Origin of the sequence: Actinomycetospora aeridis, assembly GCF_037400275.1 — a bacterium.
Taxonomy (GTDB): Bacteria; Actinomycetota; Actinomycetes; order Mycobacteriales; family Pseudonocardiaceae; genus Actinomycetospora; species Actinomycetospora aeridis.
Map to the genome: position 1 here is coordinate 78761 of NZ_JBBEGL010000011.1, position 25731 is coordinate 104491.

The 25731-nt window shown below is 75.8% G+C and carries 22 protein-coding genes and 1 riboswitch; of the genes, 14 read left to right on the plus strand and 8 right to left on the minus strand.

Features of this window, described 5'->3' with window-relative positions; all coding sequences use genetic code 11:
• Positions 1–31 precede the first annotated feature (31 nt).
• Together wsfD and WCD41_RS27570 are read right to left on the minus strand one after the other, a co-directional pair.
• Positions 32–1693 carry a glycan biosynthesis hexose transferase WsfD gene (gene wsfD, locus WCD41_RS27565; RefSeq protein WP_337718445.1) on the minus strand — a complete coding sequence of 554 codons (1662 nt, stop codon included), beginning with the start codon at positions 1691–1693 and terminating at the stop codon, positions 32–34.
• Positions 1694–1762: 69 nt separating this feature from the next.
• Positions 1763–3901: a RecQ family ATP-dependent DNA helicase gene (locus tag WCD41_RS27570; RefSeq protein WP_337718446.1), complete on the minus strand. Its 2139-nt coding sequence runs from the start codon at positions 3899–3901 to the stop codon at positions 1763–1765.
• Positions 3902–4005: 104 nt separating this feature from the next.
• Here WCD41_RS27570 and WCD41_RS27575 point away from each other — a divergent pair, with 104 nt between their 5' ends.
• Positions 4006–4623 (plus strand): MSMEG_1061 family FMN-dependent PPOX-type flavoprotein, encoded by a 618-nt coding sequence (locus WCD41_RS27575; RefSeq protein WP_337718447.1) that lies wholly within the window; start codon positions 4006–4008, stop codon positions 4621–4623.
• A gap of 153 nt (positions 4624–4776) precedes the next feature.
• Here the strand turns inward: WCD41_RS27575 and WCD41_RS27580 are convergent, their stop codons facing one another.
• Together WCD41_RS27580 and WCD41_RS27585 are read right to left on the minus strand one after the other, a co-directional pair.
• Entirely contained in the window at positions 4777–6231 is a 1455-nt protein-coding gene (locus tag WCD41_RS27580; protein ID WP_337718448.1) for an amidohydrolase, read from the minus strand.
• Between the two features lie 13 nt (positions 6232–6244).
• Positions 6245–7753: a DUF8692 domain-containing protein gene (locus WCD41_RS27585; protein ID WP_337718449.1), complete on the minus strand. Its 1509-nt coding sequence runs from the start codon at positions 7751–7753 to the stop codon at positions 6245–6247.
• A gap of 149 nt (positions 7754–7902) precedes the next feature.
• On the opposite strand from WCD41_RS27585, the gene WCD41_RS27590 reads away from it, so the two are divergent.
• From WCD41_RS27590 to WCD41_RS27610, 5 genes are all read left to right on the plus strand, one after another.
• Positions 7903–8793: an AAA family ATPase gene (locus WCD41_RS27590; protein ID WP_337718450.1), complete on the plus strand. Its 891-nt coding sequence runs from the start codon at positions 7903–7905 to the stop codon at positions 8791–8793.
• A gap of 11 nt (positions 8794–8804) precedes the next feature.
• Positions 8805–10259, plus strand: coding sequence for a VWA domain-containing protein (locus WCD41_RS27595; RefSeq protein WP_337718451.1), 1455 nt, complete (start codon positions 8805–8807; stop codon positions 10257–10259).
• A 36-nt stretch (positions 10260–10295) separates the two neighbouring features.
• Positions 10296–10931 (plus strand): nicotinate-nucleotide adenylyltransferase, encoded by a 636-nt coding sequence (gene nadD / locus WCD41_RS27600; protein ID WP_337718452.1) that lies wholly within the window; start codon positions 10296–10298, stop codon positions 10929–10931.
• A 146-nt stretch (positions 10932–11077) separates the two neighbouring features.
• Positions 11078–12343 (plus strand): DUF6777 domain-containing protein, encoded by a 1266-nt coding sequence (locus tag WCD41_RS27605; RefSeq protein WP_337718486.1) that lies wholly within the window; start codon positions 11078–11080, stop codon positions 12341–12343.
• Positions 12340–12960, plus strand: coding sequence for a hypothetical protein (locus WCD41_RS27610; protein ID WP_337718453.1), 621 nt, complete (start codon positions 12340–12342; stop codon positions 12958–12960). The genes WCD41_RS27605 and WCD41_RS27610 overlap by 4 nt, the downstream gene beginning before the upstream one ends.
• A 4-nt stretch (positions 12961–12964) precedes the next feature.
• On the opposite strand, the gene WCD41_RS27615 is transcribed toward WCD41_RS27610, so the two are convergent.
• Together WCD41_RS27615 and WCD41_RS27620 are read right to left on the minus strand one after the other, a co-directional pair.
• On the minus strand, positions 12965–13381 hold the full coding sequence (locus tag WCD41_RS27615) for a TIGR03618 family F420-dependent PPOX class oxidoreductase (RefSeq protein WP_337718454.1): 417 nt from the start codon (positions 13379–13381) through the stop codon (positions 12965–12967).
• Between the two features lie 58 nt (positions 13382–13439).
• Positions 13440–14597 (minus strand): FIST signal transduction protein, encoded by a 1158-nt coding sequence (locus WCD41_RS27620; RefSeq protein WP_337718455.1) that lies wholly within the window; start codon positions 14595–14597, stop codon positions 13440–13442.
• 100 nt (positions 14598–14697) lie between these two features.
• Here WCD41_RS27620 and rsfS point away from each other — a divergent pair, with 100 nt between their 5' ends.
• From rsfS to WCD41_RS27650, 6 genes are all read left to right on the plus strand, one after another.
• Positions 14698–15096, plus strand: a complete 399-nt coding sequence (gene rsfS / locus WCD41_RS27625; RefSeq protein ID WP_337718456.1) for a ribosome silencing factor — start codon at positions 14698–14700, stop codon at positions 15094–15096.
• On the plus strand, positions 15093–15707 hold the full coding sequence (locus WCD41_RS27630; RefSeq protein WP_337718457.1) for a histidine phosphatase family protein: 615 nt from the start codon (positions 15093–15095) through the stop codon (positions 15705–15707). Before rsfS ends, WCD41_RS27630 begins: the two co-directional genes overlap by 4 nt.
• A complete protein-coding gene (gene octT, locus WCD41_RS27635; protein ID WP_337718458.1) occupies positions 15704–16447 on the plus strand; it encodes a diglucosylglycerate octanoyltransferase in 744 nt (247 codons plus the stop codon). The genes WCD41_RS27630 and octT overlap by 4 nt, the downstream gene beginning before the upstream one ends.
• 48 nt (positions 16448–16495) lie before the next feature.
• Positions 16496–16927: an SRPBCC family protein gene (locus tag WCD41_RS27640; RefSeq protein ID WP_337718459.1), complete on the plus strand. Its 432-nt coding sequence runs from the start codon at positions 16496–16498 to the stop codon at positions 16925–16927.
• A gap of 362 nt (positions 16928–17289) precedes the next feature.
• Positions 17290–18105 carry a ComEA family DNA-binding protein gene (locus WCD41_RS27645; protein WP_337718460.1) on the plus strand — a complete coding sequence of 272 codons (816 nt, stop codon included), beginning with the start codon at positions 17290–17292 and terminating at the stop codon, positions 18103–18105.
• A gap of 110 nt (positions 18106–18215) precedes the next feature.
• Positions 18216–20570, plus strand: coding sequence for a ComEC/Rec2 family competence protein (locus tag WCD41_RS27650; RefSeq protein WP_337718487.1), 2355 nt, complete (start codon positions 18216–18218; stop codon positions 20568–20570).
• Between the two features lie 32 nt (positions 20571–20602).
• Here the strand turns inward: WCD41_RS27650 and thrC are convergent, their stop codons facing one another.
• Positions 20603–21862 (minus strand): threonine synthase, encoded by a 1260-nt coding sequence (thrC, locus tag WCD41_RS27655; RefSeq protein ID WP_337718461.1) that lies wholly within the window; start codon positions 21860–21862, stop codon positions 20603–20605.
• Between the two features lie 11 nt (positions 21863–21873).
• Positions 21874–21987, minus strand: a riboswitch (SAM riboswitch).
• A 144-nt stretch (positions 21988–22131) separates the two neighbouring features.
• Here thrC and holA point away from each other — a divergent pair.
• Positions 22132–23181, plus strand: a complete 1050-nt coding sequence (holA, locus tag WCD41_RS27660) for a DNA polymerase III subunit delta (RefSeq protein WP_337718462.1) — start codon at positions 22132–22134, stop codon at positions 23179–23181.
• A 60-nt stretch (positions 23182–23241) separates the two neighbouring features.
• Here the strand turns inward: holA and rpsT are convergent, their stop codons facing one another.
• Positions 23242–23535, minus strand: coding sequence for a 30S ribosomal protein S20 (rpsT, locus tag WCD41_RS27665; RefSeq protein WP_274281743.1), 294 nt, complete (start codon positions 23533–23535; stop codon positions 23242–23244).
• A 171-nt stretch (positions 23536–23706) separates the two neighbouring features.
• Here rpsT and lepA point away from each other — a divergent pair, with 171 nt between their 5' ends.
• Entirely contained in the window at positions 23707–25620 is a 1914-nt protein-coding gene (lepA, locus tag WCD41_RS27670; RefSeq protein WP_337718463.1) for a translation elongation factor 4, read from the plus strand.
• Positions 25621–25731 lie beyond the last annotated feature (111 nt).

The following is a 25731-nucleotide window of genomic DNA, read 5'->3' on the forward strand; positions in this document are numbered from 1 at the left end:
CCGGGACACGCCCCCGTCACCGGCCGGTCGGTCAGGGGTCCGTCCGACCTCGGGCGAGGAGGGCCCCGGTCCCGGCGGCGACCACCGCGCCGGCGAGGACGACGCCGCTGACGGCGAAGGCGTAGGAACCGAGCCAGACGTGCTTGACGAGCTCGTAGTAACCGTCGCCGATCACCGCGAGCACGACGACGCCCGTGCCGGCGACGGCGAGGCCGGCCGCGACCCGGACGAGGCGGACGGCGGCGACGCCCGACGCGGTGGCCGGGGGCCCGCGCCGTCGCGTCACGACGACGGTCGCGACCGCCCCCAGCACCGACACCACCACCAGCGCGGCCGGCAGCCACGGCACGGCGATCTCGTCGGTGTAGGAGAAGAACGGGCCCATGAAGGGCGGCGCCTCGGGGTGGAACACGACCGGCCCGTCGGTGACGACCTGGCCGGGGTCACCCGTCGCGGTGATCAGGTAGGGCATCTGGGGGCGCATCGTCGCGACCATGCCGCGCTGCAGCACGCGGGCGAGGACGCGCGGGTGCGCCGCGAGCCACCGGTACGCGTCGGCGCGGAGCTCGGCGGGGCGGTCGCCGACGGTCTCCTGCCAGCCCGGCACGCTACGTCCGCGATCGAGGTAGAACCCCTCGCCGGAGTGCCCCCACGCGTCGGGACGCAGGCCCAGCCCGGCCGTCGCGGCCGGCCCCGACTCCGGGAGCACCGCGGTGAAGGCGAGGTTGTGGGCGTTGACGACCTCGTAGTAGTCGTCCTGGGCGCGGATGCCCGACCACACCGGCACGGCCGCTACCGCGACGGTGAGCAGCGCGGCGACGAGCCCGGCGACACGGCGGCGCCACCCACCTGTCCCGACGGCCCCACCGACTCCGACGAGCAGGCACGCCACGACGGCCACGAGCCCGATCGGGAGGAAGCCGGGCTTCGCCGAGGCCGCCAGCACCCCGCCCGCGGCGAGCAGGCCGAGCGCCACGAGGCGTGCCCCGCGGTCGGCCGGGCGGGTGACGGCGACCGCGAGCAGGCCCAGCGCCACCCACACCGTGCCGACGAGACCGGCCGGCTCGGCGTAGGTCGAGACGAGGAACCGCGACCACCACGGCACGAGCAGCAGCGGCGCGACCGGCGGGACGATGACGGCCAGCACGGCGGGGGCGACGTGTCGCCGGGATCGTCGGGCGGACGCGGCCCAGGTCGCGGCGCCCGCACCGAGCGCGAGCAGGCCGACGTACAGGACCCCGAGCCACTCGAGCGAGAAGCGCTGCGCGCCGTCCGACCCGGCGGGAGCCCCGTCCAGCAGTGCCCCGGCGGCGACGGCGGCGCGCAGGACGAGCCCCGCGGACGACACGGGGGCCTCGGGCGGGCAGGCCTCGCCCCCGGTGCGGAACTCGGTGACGACGACGTCGCGCCACGACGCCCGGCCGTCGGGGGCGACGGCCGTCAGCTCGGCCGCGCAGTACAGGCGGGCGCCGTCGGCGTTGTCTCCGGCGCCGATGCCGTCCGCGCCGACGAGCCCGAGCCGCCCGACCAGGGCCGCGGCGACGACCAGGGCGGCGAGGACGGCGAGCAGCAGCCGTCCGAGGGCACCGAGCGCCTCCGGGCGCGGCGTGCCGGGCGGGGTGTCGGTGGGCCCGTCGGGACCGTGGAGTCCCTCGGTGTCGGGGGTCGGCGCCACGCTCGACCGGCTCGCCATCACGTCTCCCCGAGGGTCCGGGGCCGACCGACCCCCATCTCACCGAGCATGTCAGACCCGGACCGGGACTCAGCCGGTGGTGGCGAGCACGAGGGGCAGCACCGCCGGGGCGCCCGCCCGGCGCAGCAGCGCGGCCGCCACCGTGAGCGTCCACCCGGAGTCGGCCACGTCGTCGATCAGCAGGACCGGCCCACCGCTCGGATCGAGACCCGCCGGCACCGAGAGGCGGGACCACACCTCGGCGAGGCGCTGGGCGGAGTTGGGCTGCTCGGGCTCCGCGTCGTCCTCGGGGTCGAAGTGGATCGGGGGCGCGGTGTCGGCCAGCGCGCCGAGCAGCGGCAGGCGCCCGATGCTCCCGATGCGCTGGGCGAAGCTCTCGACCAGCACCGGACGCCGTCGCGACGGCAGCCACACCACGCCGGCCGGGCGCTGCGCCCAGCCCCACCCCTTGAGCACCTCGACGGCCGCGTCCACCGCGGCGTCGGGCACGAGGTCGTCGGCGCGCAGCAGCGGGCGCAGGCGCGGGCCCCACCCCACGTCGGTGAGCCGGCCGAGCGCGCGCCCCTCGTCGGCGGCGTCGTCGGGCGCGATCTTGCCCTTGAGCGGCACGTCGAGGGCGTCCATGCCGCTGGGCCACTGCTTGCGCGGCGCGAGCGGCACGCCCGGGCGGTCGAGGGTGGTCTGCGCCTGCACCCGGACGTCCTCGCCGATGGTCGGGTCGGCGTGGCGGCCGGTGCAGTTGTCGCAGCGCCCGCACGGCGCCGCACCCGGGTCGTCGAGCTGGCGGCGCAGGAACTCCATGCGGCACCCGTCGGTGGCGATGTAGTCGAGCATCGCCTGCTGCTCGACGCGCCGGGCCTTGGCGAGCCCGGTGTAGCGCGCGCCGTCGTACTCCCAGGACTGGCCGGTGGCCTCCCAGCCGCCCTTGACCCGGCGCACCGCGCCGTCGGTGTCGAGGACCTTGAGCATCATCTCGAGGCGCCCGCGCGAGAGCTCCACGCGCGGCTCGAGTGCGGCGGTGGACATCGGGCGCCCCGCGTCGCCGAGCACGGACAGGGCGACCCGGACCTGCGGCTCGGCCGGAAAGGCGAGCGAGGCGAAGTAGGCCCAGATGTCCCGGTCCTCCGGGCCGGGCAGCAGCAGCACCTCGGCCCGCTCGACGCCGCGGCCGGCGCGGCCGATCTGCTGGTAGTAGGCCACCGGCGACTGCGGCGCGCCCAGGTGCACGACGAACCCGAGGTCGGGCTTGTCGAAGCCCATGCCCAGTGCGCTCGTCGCCACCAGCGCCTTGACGCGATTGGCCAGCAGGTCGTCCTCGGCGCGCTCGCGCTCGGCGGGGTCGGTCTTGCCCGTGTACGCGGCGACGGGATGGCCGCGCTCGCGCAGGAACGCGGCCAGCTCGTCGGCGGCCGAGACCGTCAGCGTGTAGACGATGCCCGAGCCCGGCAGGTCGTCGAGGTGCTGGGCGAGCCAGGCGAAGCGGTCGGCCCCCTTGTCGAGCGGCAGCACGCCGAGACGCAGCGACTCGCGGTCGAGCTCGCCGCGCAGCACCAGTGCGTGGTCGTGGCCCGGTGCTTCCTGACCCTGGGACACCCCCAGCTGGTCGGCCACGTCGGTGGTGACGCGGTCGTTGGCCGTGGCCGTCGTGGCGAGCACGGGCACGCCGTCGGGCAGCTCGGCGATGAGCGTGCGCAGCCGCCGGTAGTCCGGCCGGAAGTCGTGCCCCCAGTCGGAGATGCAGTGCGCCTCGTCGACGACGAGCATGCCGGCGGTGCGGCTGAGCTCGGGGAGCACCTGGTCGCGGAACTCGGGGTTGTTGAGCCGCTCCGGGCTCACGAGCAGGACGTCGACCTCGCCGGCCTGCACCTGGGCGTAGACCTCCTGCCAGCCGTCGGTGTTCGCGGAGTTGACGGTGACGGCGTGGATGCCCGCGCGGCCCGCCGCGTCGATCTGGTTGCGCATGAGCGCGAGCAGCGGGCTGACGATGACCGTCGGGCCGCCGCCGCGCGCCCGGATCAGCGCGGTCGCGACGAAGTAGACCGCCGACTTGCCCCACCCGGTGCGCTGGACCACGAGGGCCCGCCGGCCCTCGGCCACCAGCGCGTGGATCGCCGCCCACTGGTCGTCACGCAGCGCGGCGCCGGGGCCCGCGAGGCGCTGCAGCGTCGCCTCGGCGTCGGCGCGCAGATCGGTGGTCGCACTCGTCATGGGCTCCATGGTGGACGAGGGGTCCGACAGTCCGCGGGTGGTCCCGGGGAACGCGCAGGAGTTAGGGTCACCTCAGTGGAGCGACGCGTGGACGGGGCGACCTGATGCCCGAGATCACCGACCTGGCGACCCTGCGCGCGATCGTGTCCGAGCCGCCGCCGGTCATCGCCGACAAGGCCATCGACCACGTGGACGCCGAGTCGCGGCGCTTCCTCGCGGCGTCGCCGTTCTTCCTGCTCGCCACCACCGGCGCCGACGGCAGCGTCGACGTCTCGCCGCGCGGCGACCCCGCCGGCCAGGTGCTGGTGCTCGACGACGGCCGGGCAATCGCGTTCGCCGACCGCCCCGGCAACCACCGCCTCGACTCGTTCCGCAACATCCTCGAGCACCCGCAGGTCGGGATGCTCTTCCTCGTGCCCGGCCGCGACCACATGGTGCGGATCAACGGGCGCGCCCGGATCCTCCAGCACCCGCCGTTCGCCGGGGACTTCACGGTGCAGGGCAGGACGCCCGAGCTGGCGGTGAAGGTCGAGATCGACGAGCTCTTCCTGCACTGCGCGAAAGCGTTCCTGCGGTCCTCGCTGTGGGACCCGGAGGCCTGGCCCGGCAGCAGGGAGGTCCCCTCCGCGGGGAAGATGGCCAAGAGCATGTCGGGGACCCACGTGCCCGCGGCCGCGATCGACGCCGCGCTGGCGGTCGACGCGCGAGCCAACCGCTACTGACGCTCGCGAGCGGCACGTTCGGCAGGCCGGCGTGCCTGTGGATCATGCCGAACGTGCCGCTCGCGCGCCTCCGTCCCCGTCGCGGTTCCGGCGAAGGGCGCCCCTCGCCGGTCTATCCGAGCGAAGGTGCCGTTCGGTCGCAAACCGGAGGGACTACGCCGCCCCGCGGTGCGTGACGCGCCCGGCGAGGACGGTCGCGCGCACCGGCATCGCGCGCAGCGTGCCCGGATCGGCGTGCAGCGGGTCCTCCTCGACGAGCACCACGTCCGCCGGGTCGCCGAGACGCAGCTCGAGGCGCCCGCCGCACGAGGCGCGCAGGGCGGTGGCGACGTCGAGCGACTGCTCGGGGTGCCACGGCGGGCGCTCGTCGCCGGTGCGCGCCACCGCCGCGGCGATCGCGAGCCACGGGTCGGGCGCCGCCACCGGGGCGTCGGAGCCGAGCTCCAGGCGGGCACCGGCGGCGACGAGGTCGGCGTAGGGGTAGGCGCGCGCCGTGGCGTCGGGCCAGTGGCGCTCGGCGACGTCGCGGTCGTCGACGAGGTGCGCGGGCTGCACCGACGCGACGAGGCCCGGACGGGCGAACCGGGCGACGTCCTCGGGCGCCACGAGCTGCGCGTGCTCGACGCGGCCGGGGCCGTCGACGTGCGCGAAGGCGTCGAGCACGACGGCGTTGGCGCGGTCACCGATCGCGTGGACCGCCGGGTGCAGGCCGTCGCGCGCCACCCGCACCATGAGGTCCCGCAGGTCGCCGGGGTCGATGTTGAGCGCGCCGTACCCGTCCCCGGGGTCGGGGTAGGCGTGGTGGCACGCGGCGGTGCGGGTGTTCAGCGAGCCGTCGGCGAGGATCTTGAACGGGCCGACGCGCACGAGGTCGGCGACCGCGTCGCCCGTGCGGTGCCCGCGGTCGAGCGTCGCGGCGAGCCACGGCTCCCAGACGGCGGCGTCGACGCGCAGGGCGAGCCCGCCGTCCGCCGCGCGCCGGGACCAGGCGGCGACGGTGTCGTCGTACTCGAAGTCCCGGACGGCCGTGAGCCCCCGCGCCGCGGCCTCCGCCGACGCCGCGGCCACCCAGCGGTCGAGCTCGGCGACGTCCGGTCCGGCGGAGAGCGCGGGCATCACGGCGAACGCCTCGTGCTCGCGCAGCAGGCCCGTCGGGTGCTCGCGGCCCAGCCGGACCAGCGCCGCGGGGCTGAGCCAGACGGCGTGCAGGTCGTCGCTGACCAGGGCGATCGGCACGCCGGGCGCGGCCCGCTCGAGCATCTCCTTGTGCGGCGGGCGCGACCACAGCGCGGCGCGGAACCCGTGCCCGACGACCATCCCGGGCCCGCCCGTCGCGGCGCCCGCCATCGTCGTCGCGACCTCCTCGGGGTCGCGGGCGGCGCCGACGTCCACCCGCCGGCGCACCTGGGCCCACTGGGTCCAGTGCACGTGGGCGTCGACCAGCCCGGGCAGCACCGTGGTGCCCCGGGCGTCGACGACCTCGTCGCCGTGACGGACCTCGGCCTCGCCGACCGGCGTCACGGACGCCACGTGCCCGTCGGCCAGGCGCACGTCGATCTCGCGCGCGGAGCCGGGGGACCGGGCACCGCGCAGCAGGAGGGCGCTCACGAGCCCCAGCCTGTCACCCGGCGGGGCGCACGCCCCGGAGCCGGGTGACGGGGCCGGTCGCGACGACGGGGATGGCCTCGGTCGGGCTCCCGGCGATCCGCGCGGCCTGCTGCTCGGCCGCGAACAGGGCGTCGTGCTCGGCGACGGTGTCCCCGGCGCCGACGTAGGACACGTCCACACCGTCGTCGCGGCGGCGCAGCGCCAGCGCGCTCGCCGCGGCCCCGAGGAGCAGCAGCGCGCCGAGGTTCTCGCCGAGCTCCTCGAGGTGGTAGCCGAGGATCTCGCCGATCCGCCCGCCGGAGCCGCTGGCAAGGACCGCGCCCTGGACGCCCTCGAGGCCGAGGGCGAAGAAGAACAGGACCGCCAGGCCGGTGACGAGCAGCCGCCGCGGGCGGCCGTGCAGGCGCAGCGCGAGCAGCCCGACCGCGACCGCGACGAGCAGCGCCACCCCGGCACCGGGCACGACCCAGTAGAACGAGAAGTCACCCTCCGGGTTGCCGGCGGCGGCCGCCCCCTCCGGGCGCACGAGGTCGCCCACGCGCTCGTGGATCGAGGTCATGTCGTCCAGCGACATGCCCGCGAGGATCGCGGCCGTCACCAACCAGCCCATCGCTCCGCGGGCGCGGGCGGCGCGGCCGCCGATCCCGGCGGCGAGGTGCGCGGCCGCCGCCGTCAGCAGGAGACCGACGCTCCACCAGGTCGGGAGGTTCCCCTCGCGGTTGACGTCGAGGTAGCCGATCCACTGCGCGAGCTTCGGGCCGGGCGCCGGGAGCGCGAGGGTCGCGACCAGGCTCACCACGCTCAGCGCGAGCGTCCCCGCCGCCAGCACCGCCCAGAACGCCCGCCGCCGCGGCACGGCGGGGAGCTCCCGCGGCGCCTCGTCCGCGAGGCCCGAGACCAGGTGGACCTCGGAGTTCCCCGTGGTGGCGCCGAGGGCCGTCACGGCGACGACCAGCAGACCGGCGCCCCCGAGGCCCTGCACGCCCTCCGCGAGCGCGGCGAGGGCCCGCCCGCCGTCGCCCAGCGTCCGCGCCAGCAGCTCGCCGCCGAGCGCGCCGACACCGAACGTCACCAGCGCGGCGACCAGCCACCGGCCCTGCGGCAGCCGCCGCGCGAGGAGCGCGAACGGCGTCGTGAGCAGGATGCCGACCACCACGGCGGGGAGCAGCCAGTCGGTGGTCAGCGGCGTGGTGCCGACGATCTGGCGTGCCAGGCCGTCGATCCGGGTGTGGAGGCCGGTCGCCACGCACAGCGACGCCACGGCCGCCGCGCCCGCGGCCGCCAGCCAGAGCCCGGTGCCCCACCGGCCGCGCGCGGCGGCGACCAGCGCGTCGACGAGGCAGACGAGGGCGGTCAGGACCAGCACGGCCGCGCCGAACCAGGTGGGGAGGTTGTACGGCTCGAGCACGTCGACGTAGGCCCAGAGTGCGGGCGGCGACGGCCGGACGAGCGCGACGACGAGCGACAGCGCGGTCAGCGCGGTGGTCACCGTGACGAGGACCACCAGGAGCAGCCGGTTCACGTTCACCTCGCGTTCAACGAGGTGTCCGGCACGGGAGTTGCTCGGAAACCGGCGCGTCACCCGGTGTTCGCCCGGTGGAGTGCCTTCACCGGGCCCGCGTCGACCACATCGCCGGGACAACACGGGGCGCGGCAGGCAGGATGCGGCCCGTGAGCACCGAGCCGGTCGGCGGGAAGGCCCAGGAGGCCCTGTTCGACTCCGTCGACGACGTCCTGACCCGGCTCGCCGACGTCGGCTACCTCGCGTCCACCGCCGTCGCGACCACCGTCTTCCTCGCCGACCGGCTGGGCAAGCCGCTGCTCGTCGAGGGACCCGCCGGCGTCGGCAAGACCGAGCTGGCGCGTGCCGTCGCCGAGGCCACCGGCGCGGGCCTGGTGCGGTTGCAGTGCTACGAGGGCATCGACGAGGCGCGCGCCCTCTACGAGTGGAACCACGCGAAGCAGCTGCTGCGGATCACCGCGAGCCAGGGCGAGTCGTGGGACGCGACGCGCGACGACGTGTTCTCCGAGGAGTTCCTGCTCCCGCGCCCGCTGCTCACCGCGATCCGGCGCGAGGACCCGACCGTGCTGCTGGTCGACGAGACCGACAAGGCCGACGTCGAGGTCGAGGGCCTGCTGCTCGAGGTGCTCGGCGACTTCCAGGTCACCGTCCCCGAGTGGGGCACGATCACGGCGAACCAGCGGCCGTTCACGCTGCTGACCTCGAACGCCACCCGCGAGCTCTCCGAGGCGCTCAAGCGGCGCTGCCTGTTCCTGCACCTCGACTTCCCGGACCCGGAGCTCGAGCGCCGCATCGTGCTCGCCCGGGTGCCCCAGTTGCCCGAGGCGCTCGCCGAGGAGCTGGTGCGGATCGTCGGGGTGCTGCGCGGCATCCAGCTGCGCAAGGCGCCGTCGGTGTCGGAGACGATCGACTGGGGGCGCACGCTGCTCGCGCTCGGGCTCGACACCCTCGACGACGACACGGTGCGCTCCACCCTCGGCGTCGTGCTCAAGCACCAGGCCGACGCGCAGCGCGCGATGGCCGAGCTGCGGTTGAACTGACCGTGTCCCCCGTGGTCGCCGGTGGCCTGCCCGGACACCTCGTCGACTTCGTCGGCGCGCTGCGGCGCGCCGGGATCGCGGTGGGGCCGGGCGAGTCGGTCGACGCCGCCGCGGTGATCGCCGAGCTCGACCTGCTGCAGCGCGAGCAGCTGCGCGAGGGCCTGGCCGCGGCGATGCTGCGCCGCTCGGGGCAGCGCGCGGTGTTCGACGCGCTGTTCGACCTGTGGTTCCCGCTGGGGCAGGGCGCCGCGCTGGGTGAGGTGGCGCTGCCGTACGCCGAGGACGGGTCGGTCGACGTCGAGGCGCTGCGCGACCTGCTCGCGGGCCTGCTGCGTGACGGTGACACCGCGGCCATGGCCGAGCTGGCCCGGGCGATCGTCGACGGCCTGGGCGCGGTGGGCCGGGGGACCGGGGCCGGTGGCCAGGGTCAGGGCCAGGGCGGAGGAGGCGGCGACCGCGGCGAGGGCGGGGGCGGCCGGCCCGCCACGTGGTCGGCCTACCAGGCGCTCAACGCCGTGCGGCCCGAGACGCTGCTGGCGCGCGTGCTCGCCGACCTGCGCGGCGGCCCGGACGCGGAGTGGGACAGCCCGTTCGCGGAGGAGGTCTCGCGGCGCCAGGTCCGGGACCGCATCTCGTCGTTCCGGCGGATGGTCACCGACGAGTCCCGCCGTCGCGGCGCCGAGATCCGGGGCCGCGAGGCCGCGGCGCGCACCGGCGTGCCCAAGCAGGGCGACCGCGTCGACTTCCTCACCGCCAACTCCGAGCAGCTCGCCGACCTGCGCCGCCGCGTCGCCCCGCTCGCCCGCCACCTCGCCTCCCGGCTCGCCGCGCGCCGGCGCCGGGCCCGTCGGGGCCCGATCGACCTGCGCCGCACCCTGCGCCGGTCGATGTCCACGGGGGGCGTCCCGATGCGGCCCGCGTTCCGCCGCCCGCGCCCCGGACGCCCCGAGCTGGTGCTGTTCTGCGACGTGTCCGGGTCGGTCGCGGGGTTCAGCCACTTCACGATGATGCTGGTCCAGGCGCTGCGCGAGCAGTTCTCCCGGATCCGCATCTTCTGTTTCGTCGACGGCTGCGTCGAGGTCACCGACCTGTTCGGCCCCAACGCCGACCTCGGCGGGGTGATGGCCGAGATCACCGCCCGGCCCGGGCTGATCGCCTTCGACGGGCACAGCGACTACGGGTCCGCGCTCGGGCGCTTCCGCGAGGGCTGGCCCGACGTCGTCGGGCCCCGGACCTCGCTGCTGCTGCTCGGTGACGCCCGCACCAACTACCGCGACCCCAACCTCACCGTCCTCGGTCAGCTCGCCGACCAGGCCCGCCACGTGCACTGGCTCAACCCGGAGCCCCAGGCGCAGTGGGGCACGGGCGACTCGGCGGCCCGCCGCTACGGCGAGGTCGTGCCCATGCACGAGTGCCGCACCGCCGCCCAGCTCGCGGGCGTGGTGTCCGGGCTCCTGCCGGTGTGAGACGGGTCCCGTGTCGCGACGATCTAGTCTGAACGGATGAGCGGCCGCCGGATCGGGGTCATGGGCGGCACTTTCGACCCCATTCACCACGGCCACCTCGTGGCCGCCAGCGAGGCACAGATCCGTTTCGCCCTCGACGAGGTCGTGTTCGTCCCCACCGGCCAGCCGTACCGCAAGGAGAGCCGGTCGGTGAGCCCGGCCGAGGACCGCTACCTCATGACGGTGGTGGCGACGGCGTCGAACCCGCGCTTCACCGTGAGCCGCGTCGACGTGGACCGCGAGGGCGCGACGTACACGGTCGACACTCTCTCCGACCTCGCGACGATCTTCCCGGACGACGAGCTCTTCTTCATCACCGGCGCGGACGCCCTCGAGCAGATCCTGTCGTGGCACCGCGCCGACGAGATGTTCCGGCTCGCCCACTTCGTCGGCGTCACCCGGCCCGGGTTCGAGCTGGTCGACGACCACCTCCCGCGCGGGTCGGTCAGCCTCCTCGAGGTCCCCGCGATGGCGATCTCGTCGACGGCCTGCCGCGAGCGCGTCGCCGCGGGGGAGCCGGTCTGGTACCTCGTGCCCGACGGCGTCGTGCAGTACATCGCCAAGCGCGGCCTCTACCGGCCGCGGGGTCAGGGCTGGGTGCTCGGGCCGACCGAGCACGTCGCCTCGGAGTAGCCGCCCTGGTCCGATCAGGGCCTGTGCGCCACGAACGAGTGACATGACGGCGCGTCGACTAACACCCTGCGTCGACCCGGCGAGATCCACTCGACGCCACGCCCGACCGGGGTGCGGCACCTGTTCGGGGAGTGATCTCGGTGCTGATGCCGCCGCCGCCCGTCGCCCACCAGGCCCCACCGCCACCGCCGCGGCGCGCCGCCCGTGGACCGATCATCGCCGTCGTCGTGCTCGCGATGCTCGTCGCCGCGCTCGGGGGCGTCATCGTGGCGCGGGAGCTGAACGCGCCGACCGACGTCGCCCTCGAGCCGGTCGCGACCGCCGGGGCCAACCCGTTCATGGAGAGCGTCGGCACCGACGTCCCCGACGTCCGCCCCGTCGCCCACACCAGCGGGAGCTACGCGGGCACGACGCCGGGCCTCTACGGCGGGTCGGGGAGCGACGCGGCGTGCGACCGCTCCCGCCTGAGCTCCTTCCTCGGCCGGCACCCCGACCGCGCCGCCGGCTGGGCCTCGGTGCTCGGGCTGCGTGACGCGTCCTCCTCGACGATCACGAGCTACGTCGACGGGCTCACCGCCGTCGTCCTGCGCTCGGACACCTTCGTCACCAACCACGGCTGGGCGAGCGGACAGGTCACGTCCTGGCCCGCGGTCCTCCAGGCCGGCACCGCCGTGCTCGTCGACCGGTACGGCAACCTCGTCACCCGCTGCTTCTGCGGGAACCCGCTGACCGCGCCGCAGTCGTTCACCAGCGTCGCCTACGTCGGCCCGCGCTGGTCGTCCTTCACGTCGTCGTCGGTCACCGTCATCACCCACCAGACCACGCAGGTCACGAACGAGTTCACGATCATCGACGTCCACACCGGGCGCGGGCACGACCGGCCGCACGGCACCGAGGGCGAGCAGGACCGTCCGAACCCCACCGTGCGGGCGAACGACCCGGCCACGGACCCCGAGGCGGGCCAGGCTGCCGGAGGCACGCCGGACAGCTCCGCCGGCCCGGTCGTGCCGGACGGGAGCACTCCCGTCGCCGGCGCCCTGCCCGAGGGGACGGCGGACACGACGGGCGACACGACGGGCGACACGACGGGCGACACCGCCGGCGGACCCGACGCCACGACCCTCGCGGACGACCCGACGTCCTCGTCGGCCACGCCGTCGTCGAGCGCGACGACGACCACCACCTCGGCGAGCGAGCCCTCCGGTGACTACACCGCCTCGGGCTCCTGCAGCGTCGGGAGCGGCACGCTCACGTTCGAGGACGGCGGCTACACCTCGGAGAGCGGCTCGGGGACCTGGGAGATGCGTGGTGACGACCTCGTCCTGACGCCGAGCTCCGGCACCGAGGTCGAGTTCACCGGGAGCACCGCGCTGTGGAGCGACACCGCCGGCTGCACGCTGACGCAGTCGTGAGCCGGCACCGGATGTCCGCCCCCGACAGGGACGAGGTCGCGGTGGACGACGCCCCGACCGGGCCGGTGGCCCTGCCCTCCCCGCGGGTCGTGCTGGTGACCCGCACGCCGGCCGACCTGATCGCCCCGGCTGGTCCGTCGACCCCGCCCGATGGGGTCGACGGAGCACCGGGAGCGGTCGCGATCCCGCCACGGCCGGTGCCCCGGTTCGACGACCGGGCCCGCGCCTGGGCCGACGCGCCCGGCGAGTTCGCCCGCCCGTGGGGCGCCGGGCGGGCGGCACGCCCGCCGCACGCCCCGGTCGAGGCCCCGCGGCTCCTCCCGCCGGATCCCCTCGACGCGGCGGACGGCTGGGGACCGTGGCCGGCGGACCCCGCGATCGCCCGCCCCCGGTCGGCGCCGCTTCCCGTCGTCGCCCCGATGGCCCCCGTCGCGCCGGCACGCCGCGGTACGACGGCCCTGATGATCGGCACGATCGTCGTGCTCGTCGTCATGCTCGCGGTCCTCGGCGTCGCGCTCGTCCGGCCCGACCTCGTCGGGCTCTCCGGTGGCCCGGTGTTCGCGACCGGCGGCGAGCAGGCTCCCGGCGTGGCCCAGGTCGTCCCGGGGACGCGCTGACGGGTCAGGAACTCTCGCGGCGCACGGCGGTCGGGGCGATGCGCAGGATCAGGCGCGTCTGGTCCGGCCGGTGCCAGGGGTACGGGCGCCCGAGGTAGCGCCGGGCGAGGGACTCGAGGTGCTCGGTCGCGCCGTGGGGCGTCACGTCGACGACGCGGCCGCGCACCGCGACGTAGCGCCCTGGCTGCCGGACGTCGGCGATCGCGACCGAGACCCGCGGGTCCCGCCGGACGTTCGCGACGTTCTGCAGGCCCTCGACGGCGTTGAGCACGACGTGGGTGCCGTCGGTGTCCACCCAGGTCTCGGTGGTCTCCGTGGAGCCGTCGGGCATCACCGTCGCGACGAAGCACGGGTTCGGGCCACGCAGCAGCGAGACGACGTCCTCGGGGAGGCGTTCGTCCTGCCGTGGCTCGACGCTCATCGCCCCCCACGGTAGGACCGGTGGTCACGGGCCGTGCGAGGGGCCCGTCTCCTGGGGGTCAGCCGCCGAACGCGAGGACCGACGCGGTGAAGGCGTGCAGGTGGTTGCGGGCCGCCACGGGCCCGATCTCGCCGGCGGCGAAGAACCCGGCGACGCCCTCGGGGGAGAGGCCGCGCGCCACGGCCGTGACGTCGTGGTCGGCGTCGGGGAACATGGCCCGCCCGCGCCCGTTGCACGAGAACAGCAGCGCGCCGGCGGTGCCGCCCTCGCCGCGGAAGCGGGTCATGAGCCAGTCGAGGTCGGCGTCCGCGGACGAGGCGTCGCGCACCTGGAAGCGCACGGTGCGGCCCACCTCGACGACGTCGCCGACGGTGACCGTGCCCTCCTCGGGGTCGGCGCCGACGACGCCGCGGATGAGGAAGTCGCCCTGGCGGTGGTCGTCGGCGTACTCGTCCATCACGACCCCGAGGTGCAGGCCCCGGGCCACCATCTGCTGCTCGTCCTCGTCGAGCTCGCGGACGATCTGCTCGAGCTTGCGGTACGCGGGCTGGCCGGCGAGGCCCTGGAGACGCGGGCCGTCGGCGGCCGTGACGGTCATCGTCGGGCCCACCGGCCGGCAGCCCTGGCTGACGAGCGTGCGCACCCGCACGTCACCGCCGATCGTCACGCCGACGACGCCGCGCTCGTGGACGGCGCCGTCGAGGAACAGGCGCGTCGCCCCGGGTCCGCCGGGACCGGAGGCGAGGCCGCCGACCAGCGGCAGGCCCCGCAGCGCCTCACCGGACTGCTCCACGAAGCCCTGGATGGGGAAGGTGTAGGGATCGGCGAGCAGGAGCGCGACCTCGTCGCCGTCGCCGCGGTGGGGCATCCCGCCGACGACGATCCCGGTGTCGGTGCGGCTCGCGTCGAGCCGGAACGGCGTCAGCGACGCGTCGGGCAGGGCCCCGGCCCACACGGCGACGGCGGGCTGCGCCTCGACGCCGCGCCCGTCACCGATCACGCCACCGGCACTGCAGCCGACCGCGACCCGCGCGCCCGCCACCTCCATCGCGCGTTCCCCGGCCCGGGCGATCTCGTCGGGATCGGGGTGGCAGACGAAGACGGCGAGCAGGTCCGGCCGGCGGCCCCCGAGCGGGGCCGTGGCCTGCGCGACGGCGCTCTCGGCGGCCGCCACCAGGTCGGCGCCCTGGGCCAGCCCGTCCCCGAAGTCCGCCATCGGGCCAGTATGCGCCCGGCCCCGACGTCGTGCTCCGGCGTGCACGCAGCGCGGTCGAGTAGCATCGACACGCCGTTGCCGTCGACCTCCGAAGGGTTTCGTGGCCGTCACCGACCGCGCGCGCCGTCTCGCCGAGACCGCCGCGCTCGCCGCCGCCGACAAGCTGGCCCAGGATGTCGTCGCCATCGACGTGTCCGAGCGGCTGCCCCTCACCGACGCGTTCGTCATCGCCTCGGCGCCCAACGAGCGCCAGGTGCAGGCCGTCGTCGACAGCGTCGAGGAGAAGCTGCGCGACCTGGACGCGAAGGCGGTGCGCCGCGAGGGCACCCAGGAGGCCCGCTGGGTGCTGCTGGACTTCGCCGACATCGTCGTGCACGTGTTCCACTCCGAGGAGCGGGAGTTCTACGGGCTCGAGCGGCTCTGGAAGGACTGCCCGGCCGTGCCGCTGCCCGCCGAGGTGTCCGGGCCGCCCTCCGGTCCGGGTGTCACCGGCGAGTGAGCCTCACCCGGCTGGTCCTCGTCCGCCACGGTCGGACGACGTGGAACGCCGAGAGCCGGATGCAGGGCAGGCTCGACCCCGATCTCGACGACGTCGGGCGCGCCCAGGCCCTGGCCGCCGCGCCGCTGCTCGCCGCCTTCGAGCCGGTGCTGCTCGTCGCGTCCGACCAGGTCCGCGCCTGGCGCACGGCCGAGGCCGTCGCCAAGGAGGCGGGGCTGGTGCCGCGGCCCGAGCCGCGGCTGCGCGAGACGGCGCTGGGGGACTGGGAGGGCCTGACCGGTCCCGAGGTCGAGGGCGGCTGGCCCGGCGGGCTGGACGCGTGGCGCACCGATCCGGGCTGGGCGCCGCCCGGTGGCGAGTCCCGGGTCGACGTGGCCGAGCGCGCGTTCCCCGTGCTCGCCGAGCTGGACGCCGAGCTCGCCGGCAGCGACGAGCGACAGACCGCGATGGTCGTCGCGCACGGCGGCACGATCGGCGCGCTGACGGCCTCGGCGCTCGCCTGGCCGATCGAGGCGTGGCACTCGCTCTCCCCGCTGCACAACTGCGCCTGGGCGATCCTCGAGCACCGCATCGACCGCTGGCGCCTGCGGGCCTGGGGCCTCCACGCGTGAGCCCCGGGGGAGGCGGAGCGCCGGTCCTCGTGGTGATCGCGGACTCGCTGTCCTTCCACGGACCCGACCGCGCCGAGCCCGCCGACGAGCCGCGCCTGTGGCCGCACGTCGCCGGCCGGGCCGCCGGGGGCCGCGCCGAGCTGCACGCGGGCCTGGGCTGGACGGCCCGGCACGCGTGGCGCGCGATGCTCGGCGACCCGCGGATCTGGGCGTCGCTGCGCCACGCCGACGCGGTCGTCCTCGGGGTCGGGGGGATGGACACGCTGCCCTCGCCGCTGCCCACGGCGCTGCGGGAGCTGATCCCCGCCGTACGGCCGTCGTGGCTGCGACGGTCGGTGCGCGACGCGCACCGGTGGATGACGCCGCGCGCCGCGCGTGTGCTCGGGCGCGCCGGCCCCGTGGCGCTGCCGCCGGGGGAGACCGTGCGGTACCTCGAACGTCTGCGCGTCGCGGTGACGACGCTGATCCCCGGCCTGCCGGTGGTCGGCGTGCTGCCGGCGGTGCACCGGGCGCCGCTGTACGGCGGCGTGCACGCGGGGCGGGACCGGCACGTGGCGGCGCTGACGGCGTGGGCGTCGTCCCGGGGCGTGCTGCTGGTGGACCCCGTGCCCCTCGTCGCCGACCACGTCCTCGGCGGGCACGGCAACCCCGACGGCATCCACTGGGGCTGGGCGGCGCACGAGGCGGTGGGACAGGCGGTCGGCCGGGAGGTGGCGGCGGCGCTGCGGGCGCGGTCCTGACCGTTCGGCCGCGTGACCGTCGGGGCCCCGACCGGCGACGATGACGGGGTGACCACCGTCGTGAACCGGCTGGACGTCGACGCGGATCCCGAGAAGGTGTTCGACGAGGTCTCCGACCTGCGCACCGAGGCGCTGTGGAACCCGGCCGCCCGGCGGATCGACCTGGTGACCCGCGAGCCGATCGGGACCGGGTCGCGCTTCGACGGGACGTGGCTCGGGCTGGGTCGCGGGACCGCCGAGATCGTCGAGTTCGAGCGGCCGGCGCACTGGCGCTCGCGGTGCCGGTTCCGTGGGCTGGACATCGACCTCGTCGGCGACGTCGAGGCCCGGGGACGGGGGAGCCGCCTCACCCTGACGATCGAGCTCACGCCGTCGGGAGTCCTGCGTCCGGTGCTGCCCGTGCTCGCGGCCGGGCTGCGGGTGGCGGGTCGGGGCAACATGCGTCGCCTCGGTCGGCTGCTGACGATGCCGGGGGTCTGAGCGGGCGCCGCCGCTGCACCGTCCGGGGCTCTCGCGCCGCCGCCATGACGGCGGACCGTCCCCACCCCGGGTCGCTGTCCCCAGGCCGTCGTCCGACGCTGGGCCAGCGGCCCGCGCGCTTCCTAGCGTTCTCGCCCATGGCCCGCTCCGCACCACCTGACGCCGACGGCGCCCGGACCCGCCTGCGGTCGCTCGGCGCACGGTCGGCGCCGCCTCCGCCTTCGCCTCCCCGTGCCGGGTCCTGGGGCGGGCGGGAGAGCGTCGAGGTGGGTGGGTCCGCCGGGGGCGCGCGGGTCGGCTGGCCGGGAGCGCCTCCGGGCACGCCCGCGGCGCGGCTGCGGTTGCCGCCACGGTCGGGGCCCGTGTCGCCGCCGGTGTCGGTGTCCGCGGAGGACGACACCTGGTGGGAGGACGAGGAGGACGAGCCGGCACCGGCGCCCTCGGCGCGGCGGGGGAGCGCCTGGGACCCGCCGGAGCACGCCGAGCGGGCGCGGCGGTGGGCGGCGCGGTGGCTGCCGGCGTCGTGGGCGGGGGCGCGCTGGGACCCGGGACGGTCGGGCGCGCTCGCCCTCGCGGCGGTCGCCGCGGTCGCGGCCGTCGTGGCGGCGGTGGGGGTGTGGTCCGACCGCCCGGTCCCGGAGCCGGTGCCGGCACTGCCCGTGGTGGCCGGGCCGCCCGCGCCGTCGCCGGCTGCTCCCGGCGGGCCACCGGTCGACGCGGGCCCGATCGTCGTCTCGGTGTCGGGGAAGGTGGCACGGCCGGGGCTGGTGCGTCTCCCGCCCGGCAGCCGGGTCGGCGACGCCGTCGACGCGGCCGGCGGTGCGTCGCCGGACGCCGACCTCACCGGCCTCAACCTCGCGACGCGGCTCTCCGACGGGGAGCAGGTCGTCGTCGGGGTGCCCGCGCCGGAGACGCCGCCGGCCGGGGGTACGGCGGGTGCTGCTGCGGGCGGTGGGGCCGCGCCACCGGGCGGTGGTGCGCCGGGTGGGCGTCTCGACCTCAACACCGCCACCCTCGAACAGCTCGACCAGCTGCCCGGCGTGGGCCCGGTGACCGCGCAGCGGATCCTCGAGTGGCGCAACCAGAACGGGCGCTTCGCCGCGGTCGAGCAGCTGCAGGAGGTCAGCGGCATCGGGGACGCACGGTTCGCGACCCTGCGCGACCTGGTCGCGGTGTGAGCTCGGCTCACGGGCGCACCCGGGTGGCCGCGGCCCCGCAGGCCGCGTCCTCACCCGACCGGCGGGCTGCGTCCCCGCCCGAGCCGCCGGCGCCACCCGACCTGCGGCTCGTGCCGGCCGCGCTCGCCTCGTGGGGCGCGGCGATCGCGGCCCTCACCGCGGGCTGGGGTGCGGCCCTGGTGCTGGTCGTCGTCGGCGCCGCGGCGGCGGTGGTCGCGGGACGGCGTCGTGGCGGGGCCGTCGGGCGGCCCGGGCTGCGCGCCGTGGTCATCGCCGCGGGCGGGTGCGGGGCCGCGGTGGGCCTGGTGGCCGGGCTCGGGGCGTTCGCGGTCGCGAGCCACCCGCTGCGCCCGGCCACCGGCGCCGGGGCGTCGGCGTCGCTCGACCTCGTGGTCACCGCCGACCCGCGTCCGGTCCGCTCGTCGGTGCCGGGCCCGGGCCGGGTGGTGGTGCGCGGCGAGCTGGTCGGCGGGCAGGTCGGGCCGGGGCCGTCGTGGCGTGCCGGGGGCCGCGTGGTGCTGCTCGCGCCGGCGGACGGCTGGGCGGACCTGCTGCCCGGTCAGCTGGTCGGTGCGCGGGGGCGGCTCGGCCCGCCCGACCGCGCCGACCTCACGGTCGCGGTGCTCCAGGTCCGCGGACCCCCGCGGGCGGTCGGACCGGTGCCCGCGCTCCAGCGGGTCGCGGGCGACCTGCGCGGCGGCCTGCGCGATGCGGCGCGCGCCGTGCTGGCGGAGGACCCGGCGGGCCTGCTGCCGGGCCTCGTGGTCGGCGACACCTCCGGCGTGTCCCCGGGTCTCGCCGACGACTTCCGCACGGCCGGCCTGACCCACCTCACGGCCGTGTCGGGGACGAACGTCGCGATCGTCTGCGGCGCGGTGCTGCTGCTCGCGCGGCTGGGGCGGCTCGGTCCACGGACGGCGGCGCTGCTGGCGGGGCTCGCGCTGGTGGGGTTCGTGGTGCTCGCGCGGCCGTCGCCGAGCGTGCTGCGCGCCGCGGTGATGGGCGGGGTCACGGTGCTGGCCCTGGCGGTGGGGCGGCGGCGGTCGGTGGTGCCGGCGCTGTGCACGGCGGTGGTCGTGCTGCTGCTCGTCGACCCGGGGCTGGCGACCGATCCGGGGTTCGCGCTGTCGGTGCTCGCGACCGGGGCGCTGGTGCTGCTCGCGCCGGGGTTCGTTGCGCGGATGCGGGCGCGCGGGGTGCCGGCGGGCGTCGCGGAGGCCCTCGCGGTGCCGGTCGCCGCGCACGTGGTGACCGCGCCGGTGATCGCGGGGCTCTCGGGCGAGGTCAGCGTCGTGGCGGTGGCGGCGAACCTGCTCGCGGCGCCGGTGATCGCGCCGGTGACGGTGCTCGGCGTGCTGGCCGCGACCGTGGCGCCGTGGTGGACCGCGGGTGCGCACGTCCTCGTGGGGGTCGCCGGGCCGGGGGTGTCGTGGCTGGTGTGGGTGGCGCGGCGCTGCGCCGCGGTGCCGGGGGCGACGTTCGCGTGGCCCGGCGGGGTGCCGGGAGCGCTGGCGCTGGCCGCGGTCGTCGTGCTGGTCGGGGCCGCGCTGCGCTGGCGGCGGCTGCGCGTGGTGGTGGCCGCCGCGCTGGTCGGCCTGCTGCTGGTGCTCGTCCCCACCCGGGTCGCGCCGCCGGGCTGGCCACCGGAGCGATGGTCGGTGGTCGCCTGCGACGTCGGCCAGGGCGACGCGCTGGTGCTGGCGACGGGGGAGCCGGGGCGGGCGGTGCTCGTCGACGCGGGCCCGGACGCCGGTGCGGTCGACGGATGCCTCGCGCGGCTCGGGGTGCGGTCGCTGGCCCTGGTGGTGCTCACCCACCTGCACGCCGACCACGTCGGCGGGCTGGCCGGTGCGTTGGCGGGGCGCCCGGTGGGCGGGGTGGCCCTCGGCCCGGCCCGCGAGCCCGCCGACACGCTCGCGCAGGTGGTGCGCCGGGCCGGCAGCGTGCGCGCGCCGCTGGTCGGCCTGGCCCGCGGGATCGTGCTGCGCTGGCCCGGGCTGACGCTGGAGGTGCTCGGGCCGGTGCACCCGGCGACCCACGTCGACGGCGAGGACGGCACCGCGGTCAACGACACCTCGGTGGTGCTGCGGGCCCACACCACGGTCGGGCGGGTGCTGCTGCCCGGCGACGCGGAGCTCTCGTCGCAGTCGTCGCTGCTGGGCTCGGGGTCGGACCTGCACGCCGAGATCCTCAAGGTGCCGCACCACGGGTCACGGTCGTCGTTGCCGACCTTCCTGACCGCCGCGCGGGCCTCGCTCGCGCTGGTCAGCGTCGGGCGCGGCAACACCTACGGGCACCCGAACCCGCAGGTCGTGGGGCTGCTCGCGCGCACCGGCGCGCTCGTGCGCCGCACCGACGAGTCCGGCGACCTCGCCGTCGTGGCGGGGGCCGGTGCGGGGTCCGGTGCGGGAGCCCCCGCCGTCGTGGCCCGTGGCGACCCGCGCCCCGATCCGAGGAAGCGATGAACCTCGGCCCGGGAACCGGGTGGCGGGCCGGACTACAGGCCCAGTGCCTCGCGCACCGCCGCCGAGGTGGCCGGGATCGTCGCCTTCGGGCCGACCTGGTGCTCGATCGCGTCGAGGGTCTTCAGCCCGTCGCCGGTGATCAGCAGGACCGTGTCGGCGTCGGGGTCGAGGTCGCCCGACTCCACCATCTTCTTGGCGTTCGCCACGGTGACGCCGCCCGCGGTCTCGGCGAACACGCCCTCGGTACGGGCGAGCAGCCGGATGCCGTCGCGCACCTCCTCGTCGGTCACGTCGGTGACGGTGCCGCCGCAGCGGCGCACCGCGTCGAGGACGTAGGGGCCGTCGGCGGGGTTGCCGATCGCCAGGGAGCGGGCGATGGTGTCCGGCTTCTGCGGGCGCACGACGTCGGTGCCCTCGCGGAAGGCGGTCGAGACCGGCGAGCAGCCCGCGGCCTGGGCGCCGAAGACCTTGTACTCGGCGTCGTCGACGAGGCCGAGGGAGATCAGCTCGCCGTAGGCCTTGTCGACCTTGGTGAGCTGCGAGCCCGAGGCGATCGGGATGACGGTCTGCGCCGGGATGCGCCAGCCGAGCTGCTCGGCGACCTCGTAGCCCAGGGTCTTCGAGCCCTCGGCGTAGTACGGGCGGACGTTGACGTTGACGAACGCCCAGTCCTCCTGCTCGAAGGCGAGCTCCGTGGCGAGGCGGTTGACGTCGTCGTAGGTGCCCTCGCAGGCCAGCAGGTTCGTGTCGTACACCGCCGTCATGAGGATCTTCGCGCGCTCGAGGGACGCGGGGATCAGCACGACGGAGTCCCAGCCGGCGCGCGCCGCCGCGGCGGCCGTGGCGTTGGCCAGGTTGCCGGTCGACGGGCAGGCCAGGACGGTGAAGCCCAGCTCGCGGGCCGCGGCGAGGGCGACGGCGACGACCCGGTCCTTGAAGGAGTGGGTCGGGTTGCCGGTGTCGTCCTTGACCCACAGGTTGCGGATGCCGAGCTCGGCGCCGAGGCGGTCGGCGCGCAGCAGGCGCGTGCAGCCCGGGTCGGTGTTGGGCAGCGTCTCGACGGTGCTGGGCACGGGCAGCAGGGACTTGTAGCGCCAGATGCTGCGCGGACCGCGCTCGATGTCCTCGCGGGTGACGCGGCCGAAGTCGTAGGCGACCTCGAGCGGGCCGAAGCACTGCGGACAGGCGAACTCGGCGGCGAGGTCGAGGCGGTGGCCGCAGGCGCGGCAGGCGAGCGCGGCAGCAGGACCGAGATCGAGGCCGGTGCTCGTGGGCTGGGCGGTCAGCGTCATGGAAGGATTCCTCCTCATCTTCCCCGCGGACGGGTCGGAATTGGCACCGTGATCGCCTGCGGAGAACGCTGACGCCGGTTGCCGGGGTGTCGTCGGGCCGGTCCCTCTACCCCTCTGGATGAGCCGTATTCGGTTGTGGGGCGTCCACCGTGGGACATCCGGCGCAGGACACTACGGGACCCGCGCCGGGTCGACCACCGAGCACCCCCGAGCCGAGACGTGCCTCACCCGCGAGCGCGCGGCGGGGACCGTCGGACGGTCGTGGAACCATGACCCCCGTGAGCACCACCAGCCCGCCGGGGCCGCTGCACCTCGTCGTCGGCGACGAGGCGCTGCTGGTCGAGCGGGCGGTGGCGCGGGCCGTCGCCGCGGCCCGTGAGGCCGACCCGGCGGTCGAGGTCTCGAGCCTCCCGGCGGGCGACCTGACCGCCGGCGTGCTCGGCGAGCTGGTCAGCCCCTCGCTCTTCGCCGAGTCGCGGGTGGTCGTGGTCGAGAACGGTCACGACGCCGGCGCCGAGGTCACCACGCTGCTGCTCGACTACGCGAAGGCGCCCAGCGACGGCGTCACCCTCGTCGTCGTGCACCGCGGGCCGCCGAAGGGGGCCAAGGGCCGCCGGCCCGCCGCCCGCGGCGCGGCCAAGGCTCCGGCGAAGGGCGGCGGTGCCAAGGGCGACGCGCTGCTCGAGGGCCTGCGCGCCGCGGGCGCCACGGAGACGTCGGCGTCGTCACTGTCGGACGACCAGCGGGCCGACTTCGTGCGCGCCGAGGTCCGCCAGGCCGGCGGCAAGATCACCGGGGATGCGCTCGGGCTGCTCATGGACGCCGTCGGGTCCGACCTGCGCGAGCTCGCCGCCGCGGCGTCCCAGCTCGCCTCCGACTCCGGCGGGCACGTCGACGCCGACGCCGTGCGCCGCTTCCACCGCGGCCGCGCCGAGGTCACGGGCTTCGCCGTGGCGGACCGGGCGATGACCGGTGACCGTGCCGGCGCCCTCGAGGCGCTGCGCTGGGCGCTCGACACCGGGGTGCCCCACGTCGTCGTCGCGGACGCGATCGCCGACGGGGTGCGCACGGCGGCGCGGGTGACGGCCGCCGGCCGCGGCGACCCCTACAGCCTCGCGTCCTCGCTGAAGATGCCGCCGTGGAAGGTCAAACGGGGTCAGCAGAACGGGCGCGGGTGGACGGGCGAGGGGCTCACCCACGCCATGGGGGTGGTCGCCGACCTCAACGCGAACGTCAAGGGCGCGGCCGCCGACCCGTCCTACGCGCTCGAGTCCGCGGTCGAGGCCGTGGTCGCGGCGCGGGGGAGCGCCCGGCGCTGAGACGCGGAACAGCCCGCCCCCGGAGTCCGGGGACGGGCTGTCGCGAGAGCGGGGACCGGCTCAGGCCGGGGTCTTGCCCGCCTTGGCGTCGACGGTGAAGCGCTCGGCACGGTGGGCCATGCGCGACTTCTTGTTCGCCGCCTGGTTCTTGTGGATGACGCCCTTGCTGACGGCCTTGTCGAGCAGGCGGGCGGCCTCGCGCTGGCGGGTGGTGGCCTGCTCCTGGTCGCCGGCCTGCACGGCCTCGCGGTAGCGGCGGATCGCGGTCTTGATGCGCGACTTCACCGCCTTGTTGCGCTGGCGCGCCTCTTCGCTCTTGCGGATGCGCTTGACCTGCTGCTTGATGTTCGCCACGGAGTCTTCGAACCTCGTCTGTCGGTGCTGTCTGGCGTCACGGGAGCGCGCGGGGGCGCTCGACCGCCTCACACGTGTCCACAAGGTTAGCAACACCGCTCGTCGCGGAACGCGGGCGGGCCTCGTGGGACGATGGTGGCGATCCGGCCGAGTGAGAGCGTGAGGAACCCGTTGAGCCAGACCACCCAGCAGTCCGCCAGCACGCCGGGACGGCCGGGCACGAAGGGCTTCGCGGACGAGACGTTCACGCCGCCCGCGCAGATCCGGAACTTCTGCATCATCGCCCACATCGACCACGGCAAGTCGACGCTGGCCGACCGCATGCTGCAGATGACCGGCGTCCTGGGCGAGCGCGCCTACCGCGCCCAGTACCTCGACCGCATGGACATCGAGCGCGAGCGCGGCATCACGATCAAGGCGCAGAACGTGCGGCTGCCCTGGTACGCCGCGGGTCCCGACGGCGAGATGCGCGACCACGTCCTGCACCTCATCGACACCCCCGGTCACGTCGACTTCACCTACGAGGTGAGCCGGTCGCTGGCCGCGTGCGAGGGCGCGATCCTGCTGGTCGACGCCGCGCAGGGCATCGAGGCGCAGACCCTGGCCAACCTCTACCTGGCCATGGAGCACGACCTCGAGATCATCCCGGTGCTCAACAAGATCGACCTGCCGGCCGCCGAGCCCGAGCGCTACGCCGAGGAGCTCGCGCACCTCATCGGCTGCGAGCCCGACGAGGTCCTGCGCATCTCGGCCAAGACCGGCGACGGCGTCGAGGCCGTCCTCGACGAGGTCGTGCGCCGCGTGCCCGCCCCGGTCGGCGACGCCGACGCGCCCGCCCGCGCGATGATCTTCGACTCGGTCTACGACACCTACCGCGGCGTCGTCACCTACATCCGCGTCGTCGACGGCCGGATCACCCCGCGCGAGCGCATCCGCATGATGTCGACCAACGCGGTGCACGAGCTGCTCGAGGTCGGGATCATCTCGCCGGACCAGAAGCCCTGCCAGGGCCTCGGGGTCGGCGAGGTCGGCTACCTCATGACCGGCGTGAAGGACGTCCGCCAGTCCCGCGTCGGCGACACCGTGACCTGGGAGCGCAAGGGCGCCACCGAGCCACTCGGCGGCTACCGCGACCCGCAGCCGATGGTCTACTCCGGGCTCTATCCGATCGACGGGTCGGACTACCCGCTGCTGCGCGACGCGCTCGACCGTCTGCGCCTCAACGATGCCGCGCTCTCCTACGAGCCCGAGACGTCGGCGGCGCTGGGCTTCGGGTTCCGCTGCGGGTTCCTCGGCCTGCTCCATCTGGAGATCACCCGCGACCGTCTCGAGCGCGAGTACGGCCTCGACCTGATCTCCACGGCGCCCAACACCGTGTACCGCGTCGAGCTCGACGACGGCGGCGAGGTCGAGGTCACCAACCCCGCCGAGTGGCCCGAGGGCAAGGTCTCGACGATCTACGAGCCGATCACCAAGGTCTCGGTGCTCGCGCCCGCGGACTTCGTGGGCCCGATCATGGAGCTCTGCCAGTCGCGGCGCGGGTCGCTCGAGGGCATGGACTACCTGTCCGACAACCGCGTCGAGCTGCGCTACACCATGCCGCTCGCCGAGATCATCTTCGACTTCTTCGACGTCCTGAAGTCGCGCACCCGCGGCTACGCCTCGCTGAACTACGAGCCGGCCGGCGAGCAGGCCGCCGACCTGGTGAAGGTCGACATCCTGCTGCAGGGCGAGCCCGTCGACGCGTTCTCGGCGATCGTGCACAAGGACGCCGCCTACGCCTACGGCAACGACATGGCCGGCAAGCTGCGCGAGCTCATCCCGCGCCAGCAGTTCGAGGTGCCGATCCAGGCCGCCATCGGCTCGCGCATCATCGCCCGCGAGACCATCCGCGCGATCCGCAAGGACGTGCTCTCCAAGTGCTACGGCGGGGACATCACCCGCAAGCGCAAGCTGCTCGAGAAGCAGAAGGAGGGCAAGAAGCGGATGAAGACCATCGGGCGGGTCGACGTCCCGCAGGAGGCCTTCGTCGCGGCGCTGTCCACCGACCAGAACGCGGTCGAGAAGAGCAAGGCGAAGAAGTAGCGGCGGTGTCGGACGGGGCACAGGTGGCCGGTCGGGAATGACCACTCGCGTAGAGTGGTTACCAACGCCGAGCTGTCGGCCTGGGTAGGACCCTCCGGAGTGTGACCGGGT